Raw genomic sequence first — 24354 nt, forward strand, 5'->3', positions numbered from 1 at the left:
CTTCCCCGGCGGACCGGCGGCTTCGTCGTCCCCCATCTTGGCAGTTGTGAGAGAGACAGGTACGGGGCCGGTGACTGAAGGCGTACGCGGCGAGGGGGTCGGGGGTGGCGGGGACGTCGAGCGCGCGCTGCGCGGCGCCGCCCCCCACGCGCTGTTCGAGGAGGTCCGGGGCATCCTGACCCGCGACCACGGGGCGGCCGGCGCCGAACTGCTGATGGCGGACTACGCCTCGGCACGGCTCCAGCCCGTCACGGCGCAGCCGTTCACCGCCGAATCCGTGTCGGCGTACAACGGTCCCGAGGGCCGGGCGTTCGGCGCCCAGGAAGCGCACGTGGTACCCGGGGAGGACGGGATCACCGTGCACCTGCCGGTGACCGTGCGCGGCGACCGGCTCGGGGTCCTGAGCGTCCGTTACCCGGCGGGCCGCCCGGTCGGTGGGCTGGTCGGCCCGCTGCAGGACGTGGCGGACGCGCTGGCCCACGAGATCCTCGTCGCCGACCGCGACACCGATTTCTTCCTGCAGGCGCGCCGGGCCAAGCGGCTCACCCTGGCCGCCGAGATGCAGTGGCAGCTGCTGCCGGGGCGCTCGTGCTCCCGGCCCGAGTACGACCTCGGGGCCCAACTGGATCCCGCGTACGCCATCTTCGGCGACAGCTTCGACTGGTCGGCCTCCGCCGACCACCTGACGCTGACCGTCAACAACGGCATGGGCGAGGGCATCGACGCGGCGCTGCTGACCAGCCTCGCCGTCAGCGCCCTGCGCAACGCCCGGCGCGCCGGCCTCGACCTCGCCGATCAGGCGGCCCTGGCGGACCAGGCCCTGTACGGCCAGTACCAGGGGCGGTTGCACCTGGCGATGCTGCTGCTCCGCTTCGGCCTGGACACCGGTGAGGTCGAGGTCATCGACGCCGGGTCGCCCCGGGTCTGGCGGCTGCGCGGGGGCACCGCGGAGCGGGTCGGGCTGGAGGCGCAGCTGCCGCTCGGCATGTTCGAGGACACCGTCTACACCGCCCAGCGCTTCCAAGTGCTGCCCGGGGACCGGCTGTTCTTCCTGAGCGACGGCGTCTACGACGTCCTTTCCCCCGGGGGCGAGCCGTACGGCCTGCACGCCCTGACCCGGGCCATCATGAACACGCGGCTGCTGCCGCCCTCGCAGGTGCCGCGGGCGCTCCTGAAGGAGCTGCCGGGGTACCGGGGCGACGTGGACGCCACCGACGACGCGATGGTCGTCTGCCTCGACTGGCGCGGCCGGTCCGGTACGGAGGCCGGCGGCGGCGCGCGGTAGGCGGCCTGGGCCGAAGCGCGCCGGACGGTGGCACAGTGGAGGCATGCCCCGTCCCGGCCGCTCCGGCGCGTACGAGGACCCGGCCGCGGCCCTCGCCGCCGCGGCGGACTTCCTCGCGGTGCTGCACGCCAGGGGCCAGGACGGTGTGGATCCGGCTGTATCGCCGTCGCAGCTGCGGGCGCTGCTCGCCGTGGAGGGTGCCGAGGGGGGCAACCTGCGGACTCTGGGCGACGTGCTCGGCTCGCGTCCGCCGTCGGTCACCCGGCTCTGCGACCGACTGGAGGCCATGGGGCTGCTGACCCGCTCACCCCATCCGTCCCGGCGCCGCGAGGTGGAGGTACGGCTCACACCGCAAGGGCGGGCGCTGCTGGACGAGCGGCGGGCGATCCGGGTGCGCGAGCTGTCGGCGGTGCTGGGGCGGATGGCGCCCGAGGCGGTGGACGCGCTGGTGGCGGGCCTGGAGGCGTTCCGGGAGGCCGCCGCGGGCTCGTACCCGGTCGCCGGCACGCCCGCAAGTGCCGGCACGCCCGCGGGCGCCGGCTCCTCCGCCGCGTCGACGCCGGCCTCCGTCCCCGACAGCGCCTGACGTCCGGGCCCCGGCGGCCGCTCCCGGTCCGGGGCTGGTTGCGAGCCCCGTCGGCGGCTCCCGGTCCACGGGTGGTTCCCGGTCCCTCCGCGGGATGACAGAATCATTGAGTTCGTAAAATATTGCCGAACGGCAAATGATCACTCTAGGCTTACCCGACGCAACCACGCGTCCGTCGGGCGTCCGCCGTGCGAGATGAGAAGGGACAGACGAGACGCCATGGTGAGCCTCTCCGGGCTCGGGGCCCAACCCCCGTCCGCCCGCACGCCGCAGCCGCGGGTGGTCCAGCCCCGGCAGGAGTCCGCCGGGAGACCGGACGATTCGCTGGCACTGTGGAACGGCCTACCCCCGTACGTCCTGCTCATCGAGGACGACGAGGGCGACGCCGTGCTCGTCGAGGAACTCGTGGAGGACAGCGGGATCGAGGTCCGCCTCGGCCGGGCCCGCTCCCTCGCCGACGCCCTGCACCTGCTGGAGGCCGAGGCCCCCGAGTGCGTCCTGCTGGACCTGCACCTGCCCGACGCCCAGGGCCTGGACGGGCTGGAGAAGGTCCTCGCCGTGTCCTCCGAGGCCGCGGTCGTCGTCCTGACGGGCCTGTCCGAGGAGGGGGCGGGACTGACCGCCGTCGCGGCCGGCGCCCAGGACTACCTGGTCAAGGGACGCCTCGAGGCCGACGTCTTCATGCGGGCCATCCGCTACGCGATCCAGCGCAAGCGCACCGAGCTGGCGGCCGTCGCCCTCCAGGCGGGCAAACTGCGCGCCGAGGAGAACGCCCGCCTCGAACGCGGCCTGCTCCCCACGCCGCTGCTGCTCGAGGACGCGGCCGACGCCGTCACCGTCTGCGCCCGCTACCAGCCCGGGCGCGCCCAGACGCTGCTCGGCGGGGATTTCTACGACGTCGTCCAGACCCCGGACGGGGCCACGCACGCCGTCGTCGGCGACGTGTCCGGCCACGGTCCCAGCGAGGCGGCGCTCGGCGTGTGCCTGCGCGTCGCGTGGCGGTCGTTCGTCATGGCCGGCGCCCGCGGCGCCGAACTGCTCGGGCTCCTGGAGCGGATCCTGCTGGCGGAACGCTCGGGCCCCGAGATCTTCGCCACCCTCGTCTCCCTGACCCGTCCGGCAGGCACCCGCGCCGTCTCCGTACAGCGCGCCGGCCACCCCGGTTTCCTGGTCCGTTCGGCGGCCGGCGTGGAGCTGCGCACCGTTCCGGGCGGGCCCGCGCTGGGCATCCTGCCCGGCTGGGGCGCCGGCTGGCCCGTCACCGAGGTGGCCGTGGAGGCGGGCGGCGCCGTGGTGCTCTTCACGGACGGTCTGATCGAAGGGCGCATCGGACCCGGCTCCGACCGTCTCGACGAGACGGGCCTGCTGGAAATCGCCCGCAAGCACGCCGGCCTGCCCGCGGAACCGTTCGTCGACACCCTCATCCAGGCGGCGCAGGGCCTCGCCGCGGACTGGGGCGGCCTGGCCGACGACGTCGCCGTCCTCCACCTCGAATGGAACTCCTCCACGTGACCTCCCCCGCACAGCCTCGCGAAACGCCCCGGGGGCGGGCTCCGGACCGCCACGGGCCGAGCCTCCAGGCCTGGCTGACCAGCGTGCTCGTCGTGCTCGCCCTCATGGTCGTCGGCACGGGCGCGCTCGGCGCGGCCCTCCTGTCCCACACCACCACGGCCGGAAACCGGCTCGTCGACGGGATCCTGCCCGCCCAGCGCGACGCCCTGCGGCTGGAGACGGCGCTGCTGGACCAGGAGACCGGGGTCCGCGGCTACCTGCTGGCCGACGAGCCCGCGCTGCTGGAGCCGTACGAGCGCGGTCTGGCCAACGAGACCGCGGCGGCCCAGCACCTGGCGACGGTCCTCGAGGGCGACAACGGCACGGGCGAGGACCTCGCGGCCGTGCAGGAGGCCGCCCGGACCTGGCGCGAGCAGTTCGCGGCCCCTGCCATCGCCTCCGTGGAGAACGGCTCCGCCCCGCCGTTCCTCCAGGCAGGCAAGGACCGCTTCGACGAGGTCCGTCGCCGGATCGCCGCCCAGCAGGCACACCTGGACCGCATCCAGGCCGATGCCCGCACCACCTTCGGTGAAGCCCGTTCGCAGCGCGACCACATCCTGCTGGCCATCGTCGTGGCCTTCCTGCTGGCCGGCTGCGCCCTCGCCGTGCTGCTCCACGTGGGCGTGCTGCGGCCGCTCGGCCTGGTGCGAACCGCCTCCCGGCGCGTCGCCGACGGGGCCTTCGAGGAGGAGATCCCCCTGCGCGGCCCCTCCGATCTACGTGCCCTGGCCCGGGCGGTGGAGGCCATGCGGCACCGGACCGTGGCCGAACTGACGGCGTCGCGGCGCAATGCCGAGCGGCTCGACCGCATAGCCGCCGAACTGGACGCACAGGCGGTGGAGCTGCGGCGTTCCAATACGGAGCTGGAGCAGTTCGCGTACGTGGCCTCGCACGACCTGCAGGAGCCGCTGCGCAAGGTGGCCTCCTTCTGCCAGCTGCTGGAGAAGCGGTACGGGGACCAGCTCGACGAGCGCGGCACCCAGTACATCGGCTTCGCCGTCGACGGCGCCAAACGGATGCAGGTGCTCATCAACGACCTGCTGACCTTCTCCCGGGTCGGCCGGGTCCAGGACGCGCGCGAGACGGTCGCGATGGACGGCCCCCTGGACCGGGCGCTGCGCAACCTGTCCGCCGCCGTGGAGGAGAGCGGCGCGGAGATCACCCGGCCCGAGCGGCTCCCGGACGTGGTGGGAGACCCGACGCTCCTGACGATGCTCTGGCAGAACCTGGTGGGCAACGCCGTCAAGTTCCGCTCGCCCGACCGCGCTCCGCGCGTCGAGGTGGCCGTGGCCGACGACCCCGACGGCCCCGACGCGGAGCCGGGATTCCACACCTTCACCGTCACCGACAACGGCATCGGAGTACCGGCCGAGTTCGCCGAGAAGGTCTTCGTCATCTTCCAGCGGCTGCACGGCCGCGAGACCTACGGCGGCACCGGTATCGGCCTCTCGCTCTGCAAGAAGATCGTCGAGCACGCGGGCGGGCGCATCCGGATCGACACCGAGCACCGGGAAGGCACCCGGATCGTCTTCACCCTGCCCGTCGTCGCCGTCCTACCCACCGCCGCCTCCGATACCGCCACCCCCGACGCGGCCGGGGCCGCGGTGTCCGGCGCCGGCGCCGACACCGAGCCGCCCGCTCCCGTACCCACCGAAGGAACCCTCCGATGAGCACTCCCGCAGACCGGCCCCGGGCCACCCCCGCCGAAGTCCTGCTGGTCGAGGACGACGCGGGCGACGAGCTGATGACCCGAGAGGCCTTCGAGGACAACAAGATCGGGAACGTGCTGCACGTCGTGCGGGACGGCTTGGAGGCCCTCGACTTCCTGTACCGCCGAGGCGAGCACGCCAACGCGCCGCGCCCGGACCTGATCCTGCTCGACCTGAACCTGCCGAAGTACGACGGACGGCAGGTCCTGGAGCGGATCAAGACGGATCCGGAGCTGAACCACATCCCCGTGGTCGTGCTCACCACCTCGGCGGCCGAGGAGGACATCCTGCGCAGCTACAAGCTGCACGCCAATGCCTACGTGACGAAGCCGGTGGACCTCGACCAGTTCATCCGGGCGATCCAGCAGATCGACGACTTCTTCGTCACCGTGGTCAAGCTCCCCCGCGCACGGTGAGGCCGGTGGCCGGGCGGGTGGCCGTGGCGGCGACAGGACGCAATGGTTCGGGAATGCGAACGGAAAGAGTGGGGAAGACGGACATGAGCAGCATGGACACACACGACGCCGAGGCACGCAGTCGCGTCGAAACCCGCTCCGACGGGGACGTACGCATCATCGTGATGGCGGGTGAGTTCGACATGGACAACGTGGCCGATCTGCGGACCGCCATGGATCCGGCGGCGCCCGGTGTGGCCCGGTTCGTTCTGGACGTCGCCGGGGTGACGTTCGCGGACTCGACCGCGCTCAGCGTCATGCTGCAGCCCACGCTGCACCGGCCGGTGGTCCTGGCGGGGACCGTGCCGAGCCGTCTGGCCCGGCTGCTGGAGCTCACCGGTGCAGATCTGGCCTTCGCCACCGCGCCCAGCGTGGCCGAGGGCACGGTCATGACCGTCCCGCCCCGACAGGGGTGAACGGCGTTCCCGTGAGGAGGTGAACGGTGCTGGACCACGCCGATACGAGCGGCATCAGAACGAGCCCGGGCGCGCCGCGCACCGCCATGCAGGCGCGCGACCGCGTACGGGCCCTGCTGAGGTCCTCCACCGTCGCGCGGGTCGGCACCGCCGACGTGGACGTGGAGGTACTCCTCACCGACGCCCTGCTGGTGACCTCGGAGCTGGTCACGAACGCCATCCGGCACGGCGGCGGGCTGCTGGGCTTCGACGCCTCCCTGTGCGCCGGCGGGGCGGGCCTGCGGATCACCGTCACGGACGCCGTCAGCACCGCTCCCCCGCCCTCCCGTCCTGCCGGTCCCTCCCGTCCGGCAGGCGCGGCGACGGGCCAGGGCGGCTACGGGTGGCCGCTGATACACCGCCTCGCACGCAGCGTGCGGATCACCCCTGCGGCGCACGGCGGCAAACGCATCGAGGTCGTCGTCCCGCTCGACGGCGCGCCCCGCTCCCCGTGAGTCTCCCGGCCGGTGTGAGGGCCCCACCGGTTTGGGGTCCGGGATTTCGGCCATACGGACGTCGAACACCCCGACACCGGTCGCCGGGGTGGGAGGGGGGAACTCGTATGACCGCGTCGTGCTCAGGTGTCAGTACTACGCCGAGGACAACCGGGTCGGCGCGCAGCACCTCCAGCGCGCCGGCGGCGGGCCCCGGCCGCCCGGACCGCACAGCAGGCGCCCGCCCCGTGCGGGTCCGGCGCCGACACGTCCCGGCCCCCCTACCCGAGGAGCCACGTCATGACCACCACCGACGACACCGTCACCACCGCGGCCGATGCCGCCGACCGGGCCGAGGAGCGGATCCACCGCATCCGCCGCCGTCTGGAACGCCTCATCGGCATTGCGGCGACCGAGGGGAACTCCGTACGTCCGTTGCGCAACGGCGACGAGATCTTCGCCTCGATGCTCGACGCCATCTCCTCCGCCCGGCACACCATCGACATGATGACCTTCGTCTACTGGAAGGGCGACATCGCCCGCCGGTTCGCCGAGGCCCTGGCCGAGCGGGCCCGCGACGGGGTGCGCGTACGGCTGTTGCTGGACGGCTTCGGCAGCCGCCTGATCGAGCGGGACCTGCTGGACCGGATGAGCACGGCCGGGGTGGACGTCGCATGGTTCCGCAGACCCGCCTTCCTCTCTCCGCTCAAGCAGAACCACCGCTGCCACCGCAAGGTCCTCGTCGTCGACGAGCGGACCGCCTTCACGGGCGGCGTCGGCATAGCCGAGGAGTGGTGCGGCGACGCCCGCAACCCGCACGAGTGGCGTGACACGCATGCCGAGGTGCGCGGGCCGGCCGTCGACGGGATCGCGGCGGCGTTCGCCCAGAACTGGGCCGAATGCCATCCCGAACTCTTCGACGACCGTGACCGTTTCGTGAATCACGAGCCGGCCGGCTCCGCCGTCGTCCAGGTGGTGCGCGGCTCGGCCGCCTTCGGGTGGCAAGACATGCAGACGCTGATGCGGGTCGTCCTGGAATCGGCGGAGGAGCGCGTGCGCCTGGCGACCGCGTACTTCGCCCCCGACGACTACTTCGTCGAGCTGCTGTCCGCCACCGCCCGGCGGGGCGTGACGGTGGAGATCCTGCTGCCCGGCCCGCACACCGACAAGCGGGTGTGCCAACTGGCGGGGCAGCACCACTACGAGGCGCTCACCGCCGCCGGAGTGCGTATCCACCAGTACCAGCCGACGATGATGCACGCCAAGATCATGACGATGGACGGGGTGGTCTCCCTCATCGGCTCGTCGAACTTCAACCGCCGCTCCCTCGACCACGACGAGGAGGTCATGTTGGCCGTCATGGACCCGGCCGTCACCCGCACCCTGGACGAGCATTACGAGGATGACCTCCGGGCCAGCACGCGCATCGCTCCGGGACGCTGGCGCCGCCGCTCCGTGCTCCAGCGCGCCCGGGAACTCTCGGTCCGGCCGCTGCGCCGCTTCCTGTGAGGCGGCGATGTCGCACGGGGCCGACGGGCCCGAGGAACAGCTCGAGCAGCGGCTGACGGCCGCGGAGCTCGCGGCCGCCCGGGCACTCGCCGGGCGGCTGCCCGCGCTGATCGAGGAGCTGGCGGCCTGCGGGCTGCCGGGCACCCTGCTCCACGGTGACTTCCCCCCGGCAACCGGCGCTCCGACGGCAGCCGGGCCGTGGTCGTGGACGATCCGATGATCTGAAAGGAACGGCCTAGCCGCGAGGGTCCGCGGCGGTGTGTTCGAGGATCGCCGTGACGATCGTCGACCAGTCGGCCCGCTCGACCCCGTGTCCGGCATCCTCCAGGGCCAACAGCTTTGCCCCGAGGATCCGTTCCGCGAGCGCCTCGCCGTGTCGGAGCGGGAACAGCGGGTCGGCGGTCCCGTGGATCACCAGCGCGGGTACGGCGATCGAGGACAGGGGGGCCCGCGAGACCGCGCCGTCCGTGAGCGCGTCATGGTGGCGGGCCGCGCCGAAATCGTGCGCGCGCTCGACGTCGCGGCGTACGAGGTCGCGGGCGGCGGCCTCGTCGAACGGGCGCCGCCCGCCCGCCAGCAGACGCGCGTAGGCGACCTGGTGGTCCACGACCGCGCCGGCATCCGACCCGTCGACGTGGGCGGCCGAGACGAACCGCATGAACTCCTCGGTCGGCGGGGGCAGCACGGGGCCGCCGGGCACGGCGCAGGACGTGCTGATCAGGACGAGCGACCGGACGCGGTCGGGGTGATCGAGCGCCAGCAGCTGCGCGAGCGCCCCTCCCGCCGAGACGCCCACGACGTGCGCGGCCGGGACCTCGTGGGCGCGCAGCACGCGGACGGCGTCGGCGACCAGGTCCGCGCTCGTGTACCCGGGGCGGCCGGGCGGGGAGGTGACCGACCGGCCGGTGTCGCGGTGGTCGTAACGGATCACGAAGCGTCCGCCCGCGGCGAGCATCCGGCAGAAGCCCTCCTCCCACCAGAGCATCGAAGCCCCCAGGCCCATGACGAGCAGGACGGGCGGATCCGACGGATCGCCGAAGGACTCGGTGCACAGCTCGATGCCGTCCACCTCGATCACGCGCTGAGCCATCGTCGCTCCTCCTCGCCGGTCCCATGATGCCCACGTGGGGGAGGGCTCGCTCAGGTCGAAGCCCCTGCCGCCGCGGACGGGAAGACGCCCACCGGCCCGCCCGCAGCGTTGCGTACCGAGCGCCCGCGCATGCGTTCGGGAGGCCGGTCGGCGCACCGCCCGGGCGGCCGGTGTGCGCCCGGACGGCCCAACGGGCGCGGGCTCCGGGGGACGCCTACCCTGAAACGGCAACCCGCCGACACGCCCCCGGTCCCGCGGTCGGGGTCGGTGCGTCCGGCTCAGTTCAGCACCGAAAGGCGGTTCCGACATGGCCACCAGGTCTGACGCTCCCGTTCTCGACACGCTCGCCGCGATGACCATCGACTCCATCGAGCACTGCAGCATGGACGAGAAGACGCTCATCACCACCCGCATCGCCGCCCTCGTCGCCATGGACGCCCCGGCCATCTCCTACTTGGCGCACATCAGCCCCGCGGTCAAGGCCGACTTCACCGTCGAGCAGCTGCAGGACGTGCTCGTCGCGATCGCCCCCGTCGTGGGCACCGCGCGCGTCATGTCGGCCGCGGGCCATATAGCCCAGGCGTTCGGCGTCGCCATAGCCATGCTCGAGAGCGAAGCCGAAGCCATGGCCGCCGCCGAGGAAGAGAGCCGCCACAAGTCCTGATCCGTTCCCGACCTGACCTGCGCGCCTGCCGCGCCTGCCCGGCCCGGCGTCGGGAGCCGGCAGGCGCGCCGGTCGGGCGGGAAATCCGCGAGTTGCGCATCGGCCTTCGCCGTCCTACGGGCACACACGGACGCGCCGGCAGCCGGCACGGCGTGCTGCCCCCGGGACCGCCGGATCCTCCGGACGGCCGTACCCGGCTCGCCCGCCGCGCGGGCCCGGGCGAGTCTGAGCGGGATCGACCCCGTCGACCCGGAGGCCCACTTGAGCGCGATGGATGTCCCCCTCCCGGACGAGCGCCCGCGGGGCGGGCCGACTGACGCCGCAGCGGCCAGGACCGGCACGCCCACGCTCACGTGGGTCACCCTCGCGATGATGACGACTGCCTCCGTCGCCAGCCTCCGCGCGGCGCCCACCATGGCCGTGTACGGCCTGGCCTGCGTGTTCCTGTACCTCGTACCCGCGATCGTGTTCCTGCTGCCGACCTCGCTGGTCTCGGCGGAGCTCGCGTCGGGGTGGTCGGGCGGCGTGTACCGGTGGGTGAGCGAGGGACTGTCGAAGCCGCTCGGGTTCCTCGCCGTGTGGTGCCAGTTCGCCATGACGATCTTCTACTACCCCAGCCTGCTGGCGTTCGTCGCGAGTACGTTGGCGTACGTCATCGACCCGGCCCTGGCCTCCAACGGCGTCTACACGGCCATCGTGATCGTCGTCCTCTACTGGACGGGCGTCTGGGTGTCCTCGCAGGGCACGAAGGCGTTGTCGGGGCTCGCCTCCTGGGGCCTGATCATCGGCACGCTCATCCCGGGCTCCCTGCTGGTGATCCTCGGCATCGTCTTCCTCGGCCAGGGCAACCCGTCCGCGGCTCCGATGGGCGCCTCGAACATCTTCCCCGTCTGGACGGGCCTGGCCAGCCTGGTGCTCATCGTCAACAACTTCCTGAGCTACTCGGGCATGGAGATGAACGCCGTCCACGTCTCGTCGTTGAAGGACCCGCCGCGGGAGTTCCCCAAGACGATGTTCCTCGCGATGGGGATGGTGCTGCTGATCTTCATCCTGCCGGCCCTCGCCATCAGCTGGGTGGTCCCGGCCGACCAGCTGTCGCTGACCGCGGGCGTCATGCAGGCCTTCGACGCGTTCTTCTCCTACTTCCACATCGGCTGGCTGACCCCGATCGCAGCGGTGGCCCTGGTGGCCGCCTCCCTGGGCGGGATGCTCACCTGGCTGGCCGGACCGTCCAAGGGCCTGCTCCTGATCTCGCGTCAAGAGGGCTACCTGCCGCCGTTCCTGCAACAGCTCAACAGCCACGGCGTCCAGCAGAACATCCTCGTCACCCAGGGCATCGTCACCACCGTGATCGCGCTGATGTACGCGCTGATCCCCAACGTGTCCAGCGTCTACTGGATCTTCTCGGTGATCACCACCCAGGTGTACCTGATCATGTACCTGCTGATGTTCGTGGCGGCCGTGCGGCTGCGCAAGACCCACCCCGACCACCCGCGCGGATACCGCGCCCCGGCCCTGATCCTGATCTGCGTGGTGGGCTTCCTCGCCTCCGCCGCCGCCATGGTCATCGGGTTCGTGCCCTCCTCGCAGTTCGGCGGCGGCAGCGTTTGGGCCTACATCGGCATCGTCGGCGGCGGCCTGCTCCTCCTCGGCGTGGTCATCCCCTGGCTGTGCCTGCGGCTGCGCAAGCCCAGCTGGCGCACCGCGGCCGCGGAGTCGACGGGAGACGTGGCATGAGCCCCACCCGCTTCGCCTCTCAGCACAGGTGGATCCACATCGGCGCGATCGTGCTGCTCGTCGCCTTCGTCGTGGTCGGGCTGATCCAGTACAAGGCCGTACGGTCCACCAACCAGGCCCTGGACAAGGCCAACCAGCTCACGGACGAACTGGTCGCCGCCGGATTCGCCCGGCCCGATCCCCACACCCTGGCCCGTGCGCTCGGCGAGGACGGGGGCATCGTCTGCGAGGACCCCGCGTCCGCCCTCAAGTCCGCCCTGTGGAAGATCAACCTTTCCAACGGGGCCACCGGACCCGGCCAGCGCCCGGTCATCGTCGACCGCCGGGCCGTCCAGGCGGAGGCGCTCGTGCTGAAGGTCTACTGCCCCGACACCCTGCACCGCATCCAGGACGAGATCGACGACCTGAAGACCGAGCAGACGGTGAGGCGCGACGACGATGGTTGACCCCGCCCGCGACCTGCCCGGCGCCGGCTCCGATGCTGCCGTCGATGCCCTGGCCGAGCGCATCGACGCGCTGATGCCCCGCGCCAAGTCCGACCTGGCCGAGCTGGTCGCCATCCGCTCGGTGGCCGACCCCCGGCAGTTCCCTCCCGAGGAATGCGAGCGGGCCGCCCGGTGGGTGGCCGACGCGTTCACCGAGGCGGGCCTGATCGACGTACGCCTGGAAGAGACCCCCGACGGCAGCCACGCCGTCCTCGGCCACCGGCCGGGCCCGGAGGGCTCCCCGACCGTGCTGCTGTACTGCCACTACGACGTACAGCCCCCGCTCGGCGAAGCCGCCTGGACCTCTCCGCCGTTCACGCTCACCGAGCGCGACGGACGCTGGTACGGGCGCGGCACCGCCGACTGCAAGGGCAACATCGTCATGCACCTCACCGCACTGCGGGCCCTGGGCGACACGCTGCCCGTGGGGCTGAAGTTCGTCGCCGAGGGGTCCGAGGAACAAGGCACCGGCGGGCTGGAAGAGTACGTGACCGCGCACCCGGGCGACATCTGCGCCGATGCGCTGCTCATCTGCGACACCGGCAACGCCGCCGTCGGCCGCCCCACCGCCACCACGGCGCTGCGCGGCCTCGCCAACGTCGTCGTCACCGTCACCACCCTCCGCGGCGACCTGCACTCGGGCATGTTCGGCGGCCCCGCCCCCGACGCCCTGGCGGCCTTGATCCAGATGCTCTCCACGCTGCGCGACGCCGACGGCGGGACCCGCATCGAGGGCCTCGACTGCACCGGTACCTGGGCCGGGGTGCCGTACGAGGAGGAGCAGTTCCGGGCCGACGCCTCCGTCCTGGAAGGGGTCCGCCTCACCGGCTCGGGCTCGGTGGCGGACCGGCTCTGGGCGCGCCCGGCCGTCACGGTCCTCGGGATCGACTGCCCGCCCGTGGTCGGCTCCGCCGCCGCCGTACCGGCGAAGGCACGGGCCCGGGTGAGCCTGCGCGTGCCACCGGGGACGGCATCCGAAGCCGCCCTGGCCGCCCTCACCGCGCACCTGACGGCCGCCGCGCCCTGGGGCGCCCGGGTCTCGATCGAGAAGGAGGGCACGGGATCGCCGTTCCGCCCGGCCACCGACGGGCCGGCCTACTGGGCCATGGGACGGGCCATGGAGCAGGCGTACGGCCGGCCGATGGAGTTCCTCGGCCAGGGGGGCTCCATCCCCCTGTGCAACGTGCTCGCCGGAACCTGCCCGGACGCGGAGATCATCCTCATGGGGGTGGAAGAGCCCCGCTGTCTGATCCACGCGCCCGACGAGAGCGTCGATCCGAGCGAGATCCGCACCATGGCGCTCGTCGAGGCGCTCTTCCTCCTCGGCTATCCGTCGGCGCGCTGACACGCGGAAAGCCGGAGCCGCGACGTCTCGCGGCTCCGGCAACCGGCCCCGGGGGGAGGGCCGTTCTCGGTGGGCGGTGGTGGATGCGCCGGAGCGCGGCCGCATCCCCGCCCAGGGGTCAGCCCGCGGATCCCTCCAGGGCGGTGTCGGGGATCCAGGAGCCGTGGATGCCGGCGGTGACGCGGTGGGGGAGGTGGACGGTGGCGATGCGATCGAGGCCGGACGCGTCCAGGACGAGGAGCTGCGAGGCGTTCTGCTTGAGGTCGGAGACGACGGTGAGGAGGTAGCCGTCGTCCTCGCGGGCGGTGCCGGCGGCGGGAACGAAGACCGCTTCGCTGGGCAGGCGGGCGTCGCCGACCTGGTGGATGCGGCGGGCTCCGGTCGTGCGGTCGTACTTGACGATGCCGTAGCCGCCGAAACCCTTCTCGTCGGGGAAGGAGATGGCGTACTGGTAACGGTTCTCGACGCCGAGGTAGTCCTCGTTGAGGGTGGGGAACTCGACGGGGAGGTCGTCGATGATCTGTTCGTCGACGGTGCCGGCGGTCAGGTCGATGACCCAGCGGCGGGTGTAGGAGCGGGCGTTGGGCTCGCTCCCGCGTCCGGGTGCGCCGACCCACCAGTTCCAGGAGAGCCGGAAGCCCTCGCGGTCGACGGTGGGGCCCTCCAGCACGATGCGGCCCTGGCCGTCCTCGTACGCGTTGGAGACGTGCAGCATGTTGCCGGGCTCGATGGAGAACCAGCGGACGTGGCGGGCGCCGTCCTCGCCGCGGGGCATGACGCCGATCCGGGAGGGCTGGTGGTCGTTCCAGCTGTAGGGGATGCCGGAGTTCTCGGTGTGGTCGAAGGTGACGTTGCCCTCGATGAAGACGACGTGGCGGCGGGTGACGGCGAAGTCGTGCTTGAGGGCGGCGGTCGCTCCGGGAACCTCGGCGCTGTGGGTCAGGGCGCCCTTGGCGTCGGAGACGTAGTAGGTCAGGAACGGCGGGAAGGGCGAGGAGGCGAAGAAGTGGAGCTCCCCGGTCGAGGGGTCTTCCTTGGGGTGCGCGGTCATGGCGGTGCGCAGTTTGCCGTCGAAGTCGTAGGCGCCGACGGTGTCGAGGTCCGGGGTGAGCTCGAAGGGCAGGTTGGCCTCGCACAGGGCCAGGAGGCGTCCGGCGTGCTCGATGACGTGGGTGCCGGCGGTGCTCGCGGTCAGGTCGGGGCCGTGTTCGGTCATGTAGGGGGCGCCTTCGAGGGCGGGGGTGTGGACCCAGCGGTTGCGGTACCACTCGGCGCGCCCGTCACGCAGCCGGATGCCGTGGACCATGCCACTGCCCTTGAACCAGTGGGTGGGGGTGACACCGGGCTTCGGGTTGTGCCCGTTGCGCAGCAGCCGGCCCGTCAGCTCGGGCGGCAGCGTGCCCTCGACGGTGAGCTCGGCGGCGGAGACCTCCTCGGCGACGGGGGTGTAGTGGCCGGTCAGGTACGGCGGGGTGGTCGTCATGGCAGCAGTCCTTTTCGCGAATGCGTGGGTGCGTGGGTGGGTGGGTGGGTGCGCTGATGTGTGGATCTGTGGATGCGTGGAACCGCGGACGCGGTGGTCGGTCAGGCGGCCCGCTCGGCGCGGTTCTTGAGGTGGGAGAGCCAGCCCTGCAGGGAGTCGTGGAGGGCCTTGCCGAGTTCGTCGGTATTGGCGTCGACCGGGGCCCCGCTCCAGGACTCCTCGGTGTGGACGACGACACCGGCTTCGGACTGTTCGAAGGTCCACACGTGGACGCCGACGATGCCCTCGACAGTCCCGCCCCAGACGATCCGCTTCCCGGGGACCAGCTCCCGCACCGTGGAAGTGATGTCCAGGCCGTGGGTCAGCCAACGGAACGACCTGCCGGGCAGCAGCGGTCCGTCGACCTCCGTCCGGTCGATGTCCGTGTTCCAGGCGGACCAGGCCGCCACGTCGGTGTGCAGCGCCCACACGGTCGTGAGGGGGGCGTCGATCACGGTGCTCAGGCGGACGATCACGGGAGCGGTCTCGTCGATGGTGACCATGGCTGTACTTCCTGTCTGGATGAGATGGGTCGGTGGTGCGGCCGTGGCTGGTCTAGCGGTTCGGCCGGGCGGGGGAGAACGGGGAGGTGCCCGGGTCGGAGGCCGGTCGGGGGGTGCTGGCGGTCGGGGCGGGCGCCCCGGTCCGGCGGGTGAGGAGCGGTGCGAGGAGTGCGGTGGTGGCGAGGACTGCTGCGGAGGCGGTGAAGGCGGCCTGGTATCCCGTGGTGAGGGCTTCCAACGGGGGCTGGTCGGTGGGGGCGTGGGCGGTGACGGAGCCGGCCAGGGTGGCCAGGGCGGCGAGTCCGATCGCGCCGCCGACCTGTCGGGTGGTGTTCACCAGTCCGCCGGCGAGGCCCGCGTCCTGGCGCGGTACGCCGTCCACGGCGAGCGCGGTGAGTTGGACGAAGGCGATGCTCAGGCCCAGTCCGATCAGGACGCTCGGCCCGAAGACATCGACGAGGTAGCTCCCGTCCGCCCGCATCCACGACAGCCACAGCAGACCCGCGGCCTCGGTCAGCAGGGCGGCGGTGACGGTCGCCGTGGCGCCGATGACCCGGGCGATCCGCGGGGCGAGCGCGGAGCCGATCATATGGGCCATGGCGAGGGGGAGCTGTCCCAAGCCGGTGACCAAGGGGCCTGCTCCGAGGACCTGTTGCTGGTAGAGCGGCAGGAAGAAGAACAGGGCTATCCATACGGACCCCAGCAGCGCCATCAGTAGATTGCCCGCGGCGACCCGGCCGGTCGAGAACAGCCTGGGCGGGATCAGGGCGTCCGGCCGGCGACGTTCGATCACGCAGAAGGCCGCGAGCAGTACGGCGGCGAGGCCGAGGGAGCCCAGCACCCGGGCGTCCGTCCAGCCGGCGCCCCGAGCGCCGGTCAGCCCCCACACCAGGCAGGTCAGGGCCAGGGTGACGGTGACGGTGCCCAGCAGGTCGAACCGCCCGCGCTGCCGCGCGCCCCGCCGCCCGTCCTCTCCGCCGGACTCCGCCGCCGCGTCCCGTGGCACGAGCGCCGCCACGGCGACCAGCACCGCCGCCGCTCCGAGCGCGACCGAGTGGAAGATCCAGGGCCAGCCCCAGGCCTGGGTGAGTGCGCCGCCCAGCAGCACGCCGCCGGCCGCTCCTGCGCCGGAGACGGCGCCCCACACGCCCAGGGCCCTGCCGCGCCCGGGGCCGGGCGGGAACCGGTCCATCACCAGGGCGAGCGCGGCCGGGGCGATCGCGGCGGCCCCGACGCCCTGCACCGCGCGGGCCGTGATCAGCACGCCGGCGGAGGTGGCCAGTCCCGCCGCCACCGAGGCCAGCGCGAACAGGGCGAGCCCGGCGACCAGCACCCGGCGGCGGCCGAGCAGGTCGGCGACCCGTCCGCCCGCCAGGAGCAGCGCCCCGAACGCCAGGCCGTAGGCGTTGACCACCCAGGTGGTCCCGCCGTCCGAGAGGCCGGCCCCCGCACGGATCTGCGGCAGCGCCACATTGACGATCGAGGTGGCGAGCATGACGGTGAACTGGGCCGCGGCGAGCGCGGTGAGCACCGCTCCCGGTCCGGGGGCCCGGCCCGCTGCCCGGCCCGTCTGCGTGAGTGCAACGTTCATGCCGCACAGACTCGACGCGGACGGTGTCCACTATCCAGGCCCGGCAGGAGCGGCCACTGTCCACTCCTGTCCGCACCTGTCCACCCGTTCGAGCCGACGGTGCGCGTCCGTCGCTGCTGGGTCGACGCTCCCGGCTCTCGCCGGCCCGGCAAGAGCCGAGAGGGACGGCCTAACGCGGGTCGTGCAACTCCTGCTGCCACAACGCCTCACAGAGCAGGTCCAGCCCTTGGCGCAGGTGGCGGCGGTAGGTGCCGTACGGAAGGCCGAGGCGCCGGGCGGCGGCCTCCTGGGTGGGCGCACCGGCGAAGTAGCCCGCCGTCAGGGCCTCGCGGGCGCGCACCCCGCGCGGGTCGAGCCCGAGGTCGTCGACGGCCCGGCGCAACAGGGCCCGCAACTCCCCGACGGGATCACCGAAGTCGGCCGCGAGCCGGGTGCGCATCAGGGCGCAGGCTGCGAACGCGTCCGCATCGCGCCAGTGGGCCAGCGCCTCGCGCACGGCCTGGTCGAACGAGGTGCGCGAAACGGGCGACGGGCCGGCCGGGGCGGCGGGCGCCTCGGTGGCCGATATGAAGTGCATGAGCCAAGACTCCACCGGCAGTTGACGCCAGTCGACGCCGAACACCCCGTACGTGTGCTCACCGACCCGCGGCCGCGCCCCCGTGTCCGCCAAGGTGCCCTTGACGCGCTCGGCCCAGGTCTCGGCGTCCTGGAAGACGGCGAAGCCGTACGCGCGCCCGCGGGCGCGGGCGGCCTCCGCCTGGGCCCGGGAACTGCTCAGGTCGATGACGCGCGAGGGCACCTGGTACTGCTCGGGGTAGATCGAGAAGCGGCTGACGCCGATGTGCTCACCGGGGCTCACCGGCGCGGTGGCCTCGGTGTACCGCCACGCGGCGGCCACGACGGGATCGGTGGCCAGGTCCTGGGCATCGGGAGGGGACGACAGGACCAGCCGCGCCGTGAACGCCACGATCCGGCCCGTGCTCACGAGCCGGTACACGCTGAAGGCCTGCGGCTGGCGCTCGGCCCAGTAGCGGACCAGGTCCGCGGAGGCGGCCCCTTCCGTCTCGGTGGCCATGCGCAGGATGACATCGATGTCGTCCGGGTGCAGAGGACGGTCGTGCACCTCGTCCTCGCGGGACCAGGAGCGCAGCCGGGCCAGCGTCGCACCCTCCCGGAACAGGTAGAAGAGATCGTCGGTGACGGTCCACACCCGCTCCTCGGGCGCCTCGCGCAGGATCCGCAGGTACTCGTCCGCCAGGCGCTGGCGCATCGCCTCGAAGGCGTTGGGTGCCCGCCAGCGCAGGTCGGCGGCGAGCGTCTCGCGCGCCGCGTCGTGCGGGTACAGCCCCCGCAGGGTGGACTCCATGAAGGGCAGGTCGCGCAGCCAGGAGAAGAGCGGATGGACGTCCTCTCCGGGGAGGACCGCGGCCAGCAGTTCCTCGGACGTCGAGTGGGCCTGCGCCGCCACCTCCAGGGCGCGGCGGTGGGCCGCCGTGGGCACCTCCCCGATCAGCCCCGCCAGCAGGGTGCGCAGTACGTCCGCCGTCGGGGCCCAGATCTCCTCCCGGCCGCAGCCCGCCGATCCGGCCGCGGCCGCCAGCGACAGCGCCAGTGGGTTGCCCCCGGCGAAGCGCAGCACCCGGTCGCGCAGTTCGGGGCGGATCTGCGCCGCCACCAACAGGCTCCGGGCCTGCTCCGTGGAGAACGGCTCCAGTTCGCTCACGTGCAGCAGCCGGGACCAGGCGGGATCGGCGGCCCACTGCGGCTGCGGAGCGCGCCGGCCGCCCAGGACGACCAGGGTGTCGTCCGCGGCACGGGGCAGGAAGTGGTGCCACAGCCAGCTCTCCAGCCACTGGCAGTGCTCGAATGAGTCCACGAACAGGACCGTGCCCGGAACGTCCAGGAACGGTCCGGCGGCGTGCTCGAAATCGACCGGGTCCCGGCTGACGAACCGGCCGTCGAGCTCGACGAGCAGCCGCCCGGCCGCCCGGGCGTGGTCCGCCAGTCGCCGCAGCAGCGTCGACTTCCCGATGCCGCCCGGCCCGTACACGTAGAACGCGAACGGCGCCTGCGGATCACCGGCCAACGCCTCGCCGAAGCGGACGAGTTCCTCGTCCCGGCCGACGAAGGCCCGTACGCGCGCTCTGCTCAATCTTTCCCCCACGGACACCATGGCGGGCTCCCTCCCTTTGTTCCAGCAGCGGACTGCGATCGCGGTGGTCCGGAACCCTTCGCGGACCACCTGGCTCCGATGTGGCGGAGCCTTTCATGTCACTTGACGAGGCCGAGGTTCTCGTCGTCGGCGTGGCCGGTGACCAGGAGGGTGGTCTCTTCGACGCGCTGGAAGCGGCCGTCGGGAGCCAGTTCGGCGAAGAGGTAGACCTCGGTGCGGGAGGTGTGGCCGTCGTGGTGGAGGAGGGTGACGGTGTGCCGGTCTGCGTAGCGCGGTCCGTCGCGGAGTTCGTCGTGGACCTCGATGTGCCCGCTGCGGATCAGGGAGCGCAGGCGCGTCATGTGCTGGACGAAGGAGGTCCGGTCACTCCACACGCCGTTCGTGCGCTGGCGGTAGTCGGGGCTGAAGTGCCGGTCGACGGCTTCGGCGAGGTCGAGGCCCGGGGTGAACAGCAGATCGTTGATGGCTCGGGTGATGTAGGTCGATGTCATGGTCGTCTTCACCTGGGGAGAGTGGGGGGTGGAGGGGAAACGTCCGGGCTCTCGGAGCCGCGGAGGCAGGGCCCCGGGAAGCCCGGAGGTCCGGAAGCCCGGGAAGGCGGGGGAGGCCGGGGGGAGGACGGACGTCGGTCATGCACGTCGGTCACGGCCGGTGGTGCGTCAGCGGACGGGCGTGAAGTCCAGTGGCAGCGCGAGCGGGCCCCGCGTGTACAGGCCGGCCTCCCGGTACTGGGAGTCGGGGCTGTGGCGGACCTGGTCGAGCAGGGGCAGGAGGATCGCGGCGACGGTCTCGATCTCGGCGCGCGCGAAGGCCGTGCCGACGCACTGGTGGAGTCCGGTACCGAAGGACAGGTGCTCGGCGGCCGCGGTGAAGGAGCGGGCGGTGCCCAGGTCCGGGCGGTGGATGTCGAAGGTGTCCGGGGCGGTGAAGGCGCCCGGGTCGCGGTTGGCCGCCCCGATCATGCAGAAGACGGTGGCACCTGCCGGGACGGTGGTGCCGGCGAACACAGTGTCCCCCTCCACCCGGCGGGGAATGAGCTGGACCGGCGGGGTGTAGCGCAGGGTCTCGGCGATCGCGGCGGCCAGCAGGTCCGGGTCCCGGCGGACCCGTGCCAGCTGCTCGGGGTGGTCGATCAGATGCTTGAAGAGCAGGGCCAGCGTCTTGTCCGCGGGCTCGGTGGCGGCGGCCAGGACGTTGATGATCAGCGCGGTGACATCGCGATCGCTCATGGCGATGCCGTCGATCTCGGTGGTGCACAGCTTCGACATCAGGTCTTCGCCGGGGGCGCGGCGCCGCTGCTCGATCACGGGGAGGAGGTAGGCCTCCAACTGCTCCGCGCAGTCAATGCAGTGGCGACGGCGTTCGGGGGTGTAGGTCAGGCTGGTGATGAATTCGGCCACCCCGCTGTGCCAGGCGGCCACCTGCTGCCAGTCCCTTCGGTCCAGGCCCAGGACGTCGAGCGTCACGCGGATGGCGAAGGGCTTGCCGAAGTCGTTGACCAGGTCCATCCGGCCCAGGGGGAGGAAGGGGGCCATGAGTTCGGCGGCGGTGGCGCGGATGACGCGCATCTGGTCCTGGAGGGCCCGGCCGGTGAAGGCCCGAACCACGATTCTTCGTTTGGCGGTGTGCTCGGCCCCGGTCATCTGGGCCAGGACCGGCCCGCGCATCACCGGCTCGGCGCGTACCTGCAGCGTTCCGGTGCTGAACGCCTCGTGGTCGGTCAGCACCCGCTTCACGTCCTCGTAGCGGGAGAGGAAGTAGCTGTCGATCGCCGGTTCGTAGTGCACCGGGGCCCGTTCCCGCAGCCGTGCGAAGTAGCGGTAGGGGGCGGCGGCGAAGTCCTCGGACAGGACGCTGAAACCGGTATCGACCACGGGCATGGTGAAGACCTCTCGAACTGCGCAACACGGGGAAGGAACAAGAAACGGGTCGGCGAATCCCGCGCCCTGGTCCTGGCCGGAGGGGATTCCGGCCGGGACGCCGCCCACGCCCCTCGCGTGAGCGAGAGAGCGATCAGGCAGGCCGTCCGGCCTGAAAGACGAGGGAACGGCGGTATGGGTTGCGCCAGTTGGGGCGCCTTCACATCCGGCCATCGGGCGGGAAACGATGCAAGACGCGCAGCTCTCGGCGCCAGGTCGGCCCTGCCGTCGTCATGGCGGGGCTCGCCGGCACCAACCCGATCGGGGCTGATCGACCGACGGTTAAGGTGAACTCTGTTCGAACGGAGGGGCGTGCGGCAGCCGCGGTCGCAGCATCCCCCGTGGCACTGGCTCCAACGAACCCGAGAGGACCCGCCTTGAACGTTTCGTCAGGATTGCCGTCGGCCGTCAAGGAGGAGGAGAAGCCGGGATGGGGCCTGGCCGTGACCTTGTTCGCGGTGTTGTCCCTCGTGCTCCGCCTGACCGACGTCTGGTCCTGGTGGGCCGTCCTCTGGGCGCCGTTGTTCGTGTTCGCCGTCGGCTCCGTGGCGTACGAATGGCGACTGACGGCCCGCGGCCGGTGGCGCATGCGCCCCGTGGAGTGGGTGTTCCTCGGCGTCACCCACCTCAGTCTCGTCGCCGCACTGGCGAGGATCTTCGGCCTCCTGCCCCGGTGAGGGTGACGCCGGGGCGACGCCGGAAGGGGAACCTTCCCCCCGGCCGGCGGCTTCGAAGCCCCGCCGAGTCCGGCCGTCAGGTGTGGCGCCGGACCGGTTCCCCGAGCAGCTCGGTCAGTTCCGTTTCGACGGCGGCCAGGAGGGCTGGCCCCCAGACGGTCAGCGTCTGTTCCCAGGGGTGGCCGAAGGTGCCCAGGCGCAGGTCGTCGGTGAGGTGGAGGTAGTAGTCGCCGTCGGGGTAGGTGCCGAGCCCGGGGCGGGGTGGCCGTCCCGGGGCGTCGGTGCGCCGGGGGTCGTAGCGGTAGCCGTCGTGCTGCCAGTCGAGCCAGTACACGAATTCCCCGGGCTCGGTGGCGGCGAGCAGCCCGCACCGGACGATCGCGTCGACGCGCCCGGGGACGTCCTGGACCGGCCGGTGGTGTGCGTGCAGGTGCCAGACGGCGGAGGGAACGGGTTCGGCGATCGCGGGCCCGTAGGTGGTGCTCGGCTTGAAGTCGAAGTCCGCGTAGAAGCGGTCCCACAGCGGACCGTCGTCGTGGAGCCAGTCGAGGAACTGAGCAGGGCGGGTGTGCTCGGGGGTGCCCGGTGGGCGCCAGTGGTAGGAGCGAACGGTGGTGACTTCCGTGAAGCCGGCCTCCAGCAGGCTTTCGCGCAGGCGGCCCCGGGCCTCGGCGAGGAGGGGTTGCCCGAGCAGGTTCTGCACGCGCCAACGGTCGGTACAGGCCTTGACGAAGTCCGCATCGTCGTCGGTCAGCCCGCCGACGAGGGCGAAGGGACCCTCGTCCTCGTAGGCCCAGGCGACTGCGACGACCACGCCGTCCTCCAGCAGGACCTCGATGACGACGTCGCCCTCGTCCGAGGAGCCGTCGGCGATCATCTCGGCGTAGGGCGTCGCGTGGGGGCCGGGGGAGGCCACGGCGATCGCCCGGGCCCGTTCGGCCTGGTCCCTCACCCGGTACAGGTCGTGCACCCCCACCCGGGGCTCCGCCGTGGCGGCGGGCCGTTCGCCGGGCAGCGGCGCGGCGAGCAGTACGGAGCGCTCCCAGCCCGGGGTGAACCCCGCTGCCGTCAGCGCGGGGCCGAGTTCCGGCGAGTCGTGCGCGTACACCTTCCACTCCACCGGCTCACCGCGCCCCGCGAAGGCCTCTTGCTGACGGCGCACCAGTGCGGCGGTGTCCGTCCCCGCCGCGAGCGGGGTGTGTTCGGCCGTGCCGTGCGTCCCGTAGTGGCGGCGCACGACCGGTCCGTCGGCCTCGACGACCACCCCGACCGGATGCCATCGCGGGACCCGCCCCCGCAGCCCGTCGTACATTGCCCAGCGCTCACCCATGTCCATGATCGGGAGCCTAGGCGCTGACCCGACCGTCCCCAACGTCCCCGCGGTCCCCACGACCCGCACCGAACCGGCGGGGCGTCGTGCGGCGCCCGGCCGCCGCTTGCCCTTGGATGGGGTCGTACGCGAACGGACCGACCATCAGCCCCCGGAGACCGGCATGAGGAAGATCAAGGCGCAGCTGTTCATCTCGCTCGACGGTGTCGTCGAGGCGCCCGATCGGTGGCACTTCCCCTACTTCAACGAGGAGATGGGCGCGGCCGTCGACGCGACCCTCGGCCGGGCCGACACCCTGCTGCTCGGCCGCCGGACCTACGACAGCTTCGCGGGCGCCTGGCCGGACCGGGAAGCAGCCGGCGGGCAGGACGCGCCGTTCGCCAAGGTGCTCGGTGACGCCCGCAAGATCGTGGTGTCCAACGGCCCGTACGATTTCACCTGGCGGAACTCCGAACCGCTCGTCGGCGACCTCGCGACAGCGGTTGCGACGCTGAAGGACGAGCCGGGCGCGGACACACCCGTCTGGATCAGCGGCTCCGTGTCCGTCGTACGTCAGCTGCTGGCCGCCGGGCTCCTGGACGAACTCAACCTCCTGCTGCACCCGATCGCCGTGCGCAACGGCATGCGCCTGTTCGAGGAGGACGCGCCGCCGATCCCGCTGGAGCTGGTGTCCGCCGAGACCTTCCGCACCGGTGTGCTGAACCTCTTCTACGCCGTGGCCACCGCACCCGGCGAGGGGACGTACGAGGATGCCAAGACCCACCTGCCCCAGCACCGGGCCGGTCGGCGCCGACCGTAGGGTGGCCGAACCCGACCCAGGAGGACCGACGTGGCGAGCATCGTGATCGCGCAGACGACCGTGGACGACGAGACGAAGGCGCACGAGATCGCGCGGGGCGCGGTGGAGGCCCGGCTGGCGGCCGGGGTGCACGTCGACGCGCGGATGACCTCCTTCTACTGGTGGAAGGAGGCCGTGCAGCACGAGCGGGAGTACCGGATCTCCTTCAAGACGACCGCGGAAAAGGTGGACGCGTTGCGGGCGTGGGTGCACGAGCAGCACCCGTACGAGGTGCCGCAGTGGATCGTGCTCCCGACCGGCGGACCTTCGGAGGAGTACCTGGCGTGGGTGGTGAAGGAAACCACGACCGAGTAGCTCGCGGCGAAGGAACGGCGGGCGGTAGCCTCCACCCCTGGCGCCGGCGCGGAAATACCCGAGCACCGGCGGCAGGCCCGCACTAGGATGGGTCGCATGAACGTCACCGGCCCCAGCACCACCGCGACCGCGCGAGCGACCAGCTCGCCGGTTGCCGCCGCCTGACCTTCCCCTCCCTCTC

Annotated in this window: 24 protein-coding genes; 16 read left to right on the top strand and 8 right to left on the bottom strand. The window is 72.3% G+C overall.

What is annotated here, in order from left to right; all coding sequences use genetic code 11:
- Positions 1-70: 70 nt before the first annotated feature.
- The 9 genes from OG207_RS39700 to OG207_RS39740 all read left to right on the top strand — a co-directional run bounded on the left by OG207_RS39700 (position 71) and on the right by OG207_RS39740 (position 8204).
- Positions 71-1285, top strand: a complete 1215-nt coding sequence (locus OG207_RS39700) for a PP2C family protein-serine/threonine phosphatase (RefSeq protein ID WP_329105911.1) — start codon at positions 71-73, stop codon at positions 1283-1285.
- 43 nt (positions 1286-1328) lie between these two features.
- A complete protein-coding gene (locus OG207_RS39705) occupies positions 1329-1871 on the top strand; it encodes a MarR family winged helix-turn-helix transcriptional regulator (RefSeq protein ID WP_329105913.1) in 543 nt (180 codons plus the stop codon).
- 219 nt (positions 1872-2090) lie between these two features.
- On the top strand, positions 2091-3383 hold the full coding sequence (locus OG207_RS39710; RefSeq protein ID WP_329105916.1) for a PP2C family protein-serine/threonine phosphatase: 1293 nt from the start codon (positions 2091-2093) through the stop codon (positions 3381-3383).
- Positions 3384-3487: 104 nt separating this feature from the next.
- Positions 3488-5092, top strand: coding sequence for a sensor histidine kinase (locus OG207_RS39715; protein WP_443072881.1), 1605 nt, complete (start codon positions 3488-3490; stop codon positions 5090-5092).
- Positions 5089-5547, top strand: a complete 459-nt coding sequence (locus OG207_RS39720; RefSeq protein ID WP_329105921.1) for a response regulator — start codon at positions 5089-5091, stop codon at positions 5545-5547. The genes OG207_RS39715 and OG207_RS39720 overlap by 4 nt, the downstream gene beginning before the upstream one ends.
- An 83-nt stretch (positions 5548-5630) precedes the next feature.
- On the top strand, positions 5631-6002 hold the full coding sequence (locus tag OG207_RS39725) for an STAS domain-containing protein (protein ID WP_329105923.1): 372 nt from the start codon (positions 5631-5633) through the stop codon (positions 6000-6002).
- 26 nt (positions 6003-6028) lie between these two features.
- The gene (locus tag OG207_RS39730) at positions 6029-6496 is read left to right on the top strand and encodes an ATP-binding protein (protein WP_329105925.1); all 468 of its coding nucleotides are present in this window, start codon (positions 6029-6031) and stop codon (positions 6494-6496) included.
- Positions 6497-6775: 279 nt separating this feature from the next.
- Positions 6776-7984 carry a phospholipase D-like domain-containing protein gene (locus tag OG207_RS39735; protein ID WP_329105927.1) on the top strand — a complete coding sequence of 403 codons (1209 nt, stop codon included), beginning with the start codon at positions 6776-6778 and terminating at the stop codon, positions 7982-7984.
- 7 nt (positions 7985-7991) lie between these two features.
- A complete protein-coding gene (locus OG207_RS39740; protein ID WP_329105929.1) occupies positions 7992-8204 on the top strand; it encodes a hypothetical protein in 213 nt (70 codons plus the stop codon).
- Positions 8205-8219: 15 nt separating this feature from the next.
- Here OG207_RS39740 and OG207_RS39745 read toward each other — a convergent pair whose 3' ends face one another.
- Positions 8220-9074, bottom strand: a complete 855-nt coding sequence (locus OG207_RS39745; protein ID WP_329105931.1) for an alpha/beta fold hydrolase — start codon at positions 9072-9074, stop codon at positions 8220-8222.
- Positions 9075-9381: 307 nt separating this feature from the next.
- Between OG207_RS39745 and OG207_RS39750 the strand changes: the two genes are divergently transcribed.
- The 4 genes from OG207_RS39750 (at position 9382) to OG207_RS39765 (ending at position 13305) form a co-directional block, all read left to right on the top strand.
- Positions 9382-9738 carry a carboxymuconolactone decarboxylase gene (locus OG207_RS39750; RefSeq protein ID WP_266600693.1) on the top strand — a complete coding sequence of 119 codons (357 nt, stop codon included), beginning with the start codon at positions 9382-9384 and terminating at the stop codon, positions 9736-9738.
- Positions 9739-9999: 261 nt separating this feature from the next.
- A complete protein-coding gene (locus tag OG207_RS39755; protein WP_329105933.1) occupies positions 10000-11475 on the top strand; it encodes an APC family permease in 1476 nt (491 codons plus the stop codon).
- On the top strand, positions 11472-11921 hold the full coding sequence (locus OG207_RS39760; RefSeq protein WP_329105935.1) for a hypothetical protein: 450 nt from the start codon (positions 11472-11474) through the stop codon (positions 11919-11921). Before OG207_RS39755 ends, OG207_RS39760 begins: the two co-directional genes overlap by 4 nt.
- Positions 11914-13305 (top strand): dipeptidase, encoded by a 1392-nt coding sequence (locus tag OG207_RS39765; RefSeq protein ID WP_329105937.1) that lies wholly within the window; start codon positions 11914-11916, stop codon positions 13303-13305. Before OG207_RS39760 ends, OG207_RS39765 begins: the two co-directional genes overlap by 8 nt.
- A 118-nt stretch (positions 13306-13423) precedes the next feature.
- On the opposite strand, the gene OG207_RS39770 is transcribed toward OG207_RS39765, so the two are convergent.
- From OG207_RS39770 to OG207_RS39795, 6 genes are all read right to left on the bottom strand, one after another.
- Positions 13424-14788, bottom strand: a complete 1365-nt coding sequence (locus tag OG207_RS39770) for a carotenoid oxygenase family protein (protein WP_329105939.1) — start codon at positions 14786-14788, stop codon at positions 13424-13426.
- Between the two features lie 101 nt (positions 14789-14889).
- Positions 14890-15330 (bottom strand): SRPBCC family protein, encoded by a 441-nt coding sequence (locus OG207_RS39775; protein ID WP_329105941.1) that lies wholly within the window; start codon positions 15328-15330, stop codon positions 14890-14892.
- A gap of 52 nt (positions 15331-15382) precedes the next feature.
- Entirely contained in the window at positions 15383-16921 is a 1539-nt protein-coding gene (locus OG207_RS39780) for an MFS transporter (RefSeq protein WP_329105943.1), read from the bottom strand.
- Between the two features lie 169 nt (positions 16922-17090).
- Positions 17091-19073, bottom strand: coding sequence for an ATP-binding protein (locus OG207_RS39785; RefSeq protein ID WP_329105945.1), 1983 nt, complete (start codon positions 19071-19073; stop codon positions 17091-17093).
- 119 nt (positions 19074-19192) lie between these two features.
- Positions 19193-19585: a nuclear transport factor 2 family protein gene (locus OG207_RS39790; RefSeq protein WP_329105947.1), complete on the bottom strand. Its 393-nt coding sequence runs from the start codon at positions 19583-19585 to the stop codon at positions 19193-19195.
- Between the two features lie 168 nt (positions 19586-19753).
- The gene (locus OG207_RS39795; RefSeq protein WP_329105949.1) at positions 19754-20974 is read right to left on the bottom strand and encodes a cytochrome P450, cyclodipeptide synthase-associated; all 1221 of its coding nucleotides are present in this window, start codon (positions 20972-20974) and stop codon (positions 19754-19756) included.
- A 416-nt stretch (positions 20975-21390) separates the two neighbouring features.
- On the opposite strand from OG207_RS39795, the gene OG207_RS39800 reads away from it, so the two are divergent.
- A complete protein-coding gene (locus OG207_RS39800; protein WP_329105952.1) occupies positions 21391-21690 on the top strand; it encodes a hypothetical protein in 300 nt (99 codons plus the stop codon).
- Positions 21691-21766: 76 nt separating this feature from the next.
- Here OG207_RS39800 and OG207_RS39805 read toward each other — a convergent pair whose 3' ends face one another.
- Entirely contained in the window at positions 21767-23026 is a 1260-nt protein-coding gene (locus OG207_RS39805) for a DUF2716 domain-containing protein (RefSeq protein ID WP_329105954.1), read from the bottom strand.
- 157 nt (positions 23027-23183) lie between these two features.
- On the opposite strand from OG207_RS39805, the gene OG207_RS39810 reads away from it, so the two are divergent.
- Together OG207_RS39810 and cutA are read left to right on the top strand one after the other, a co-directional pair.
- Positions 23184-23819 carry a dihydrofolate reductase family protein gene (locus OG207_RS39810; RefSeq protein ID WP_329105958.1) on the top strand — a complete coding sequence of 212 codons (636 nt, stop codon included), beginning with the start codon at positions 23184-23186 and terminating at the stop codon, positions 23817-23819.
- A 30-nt stretch (positions 23820-23849) separates the two neighbouring features.
- Positions 23850-24173 (top strand): divalent-cation tolerance protein CutA, encoded by a 324-nt coding sequence (gene cutA / locus OG207_RS39815; protein ID WP_329105961.1) that lies wholly within the window; start codon positions 23850-23852, stop codon positions 24171-24173.
- The last annotated feature ends 181 nt before the right edge of the window (positions 24174-24354 follow it).

Origin of the sequence: Streptomyces sp. NBC_01439, assembly GCF_036227605.1 — a bacterium.
Taxonomy (GTDB): domain Bacteria; phylum Actinomycetota; class Actinomycetes; order Streptomycetales; family Streptomycetaceae; genus Streptomyces.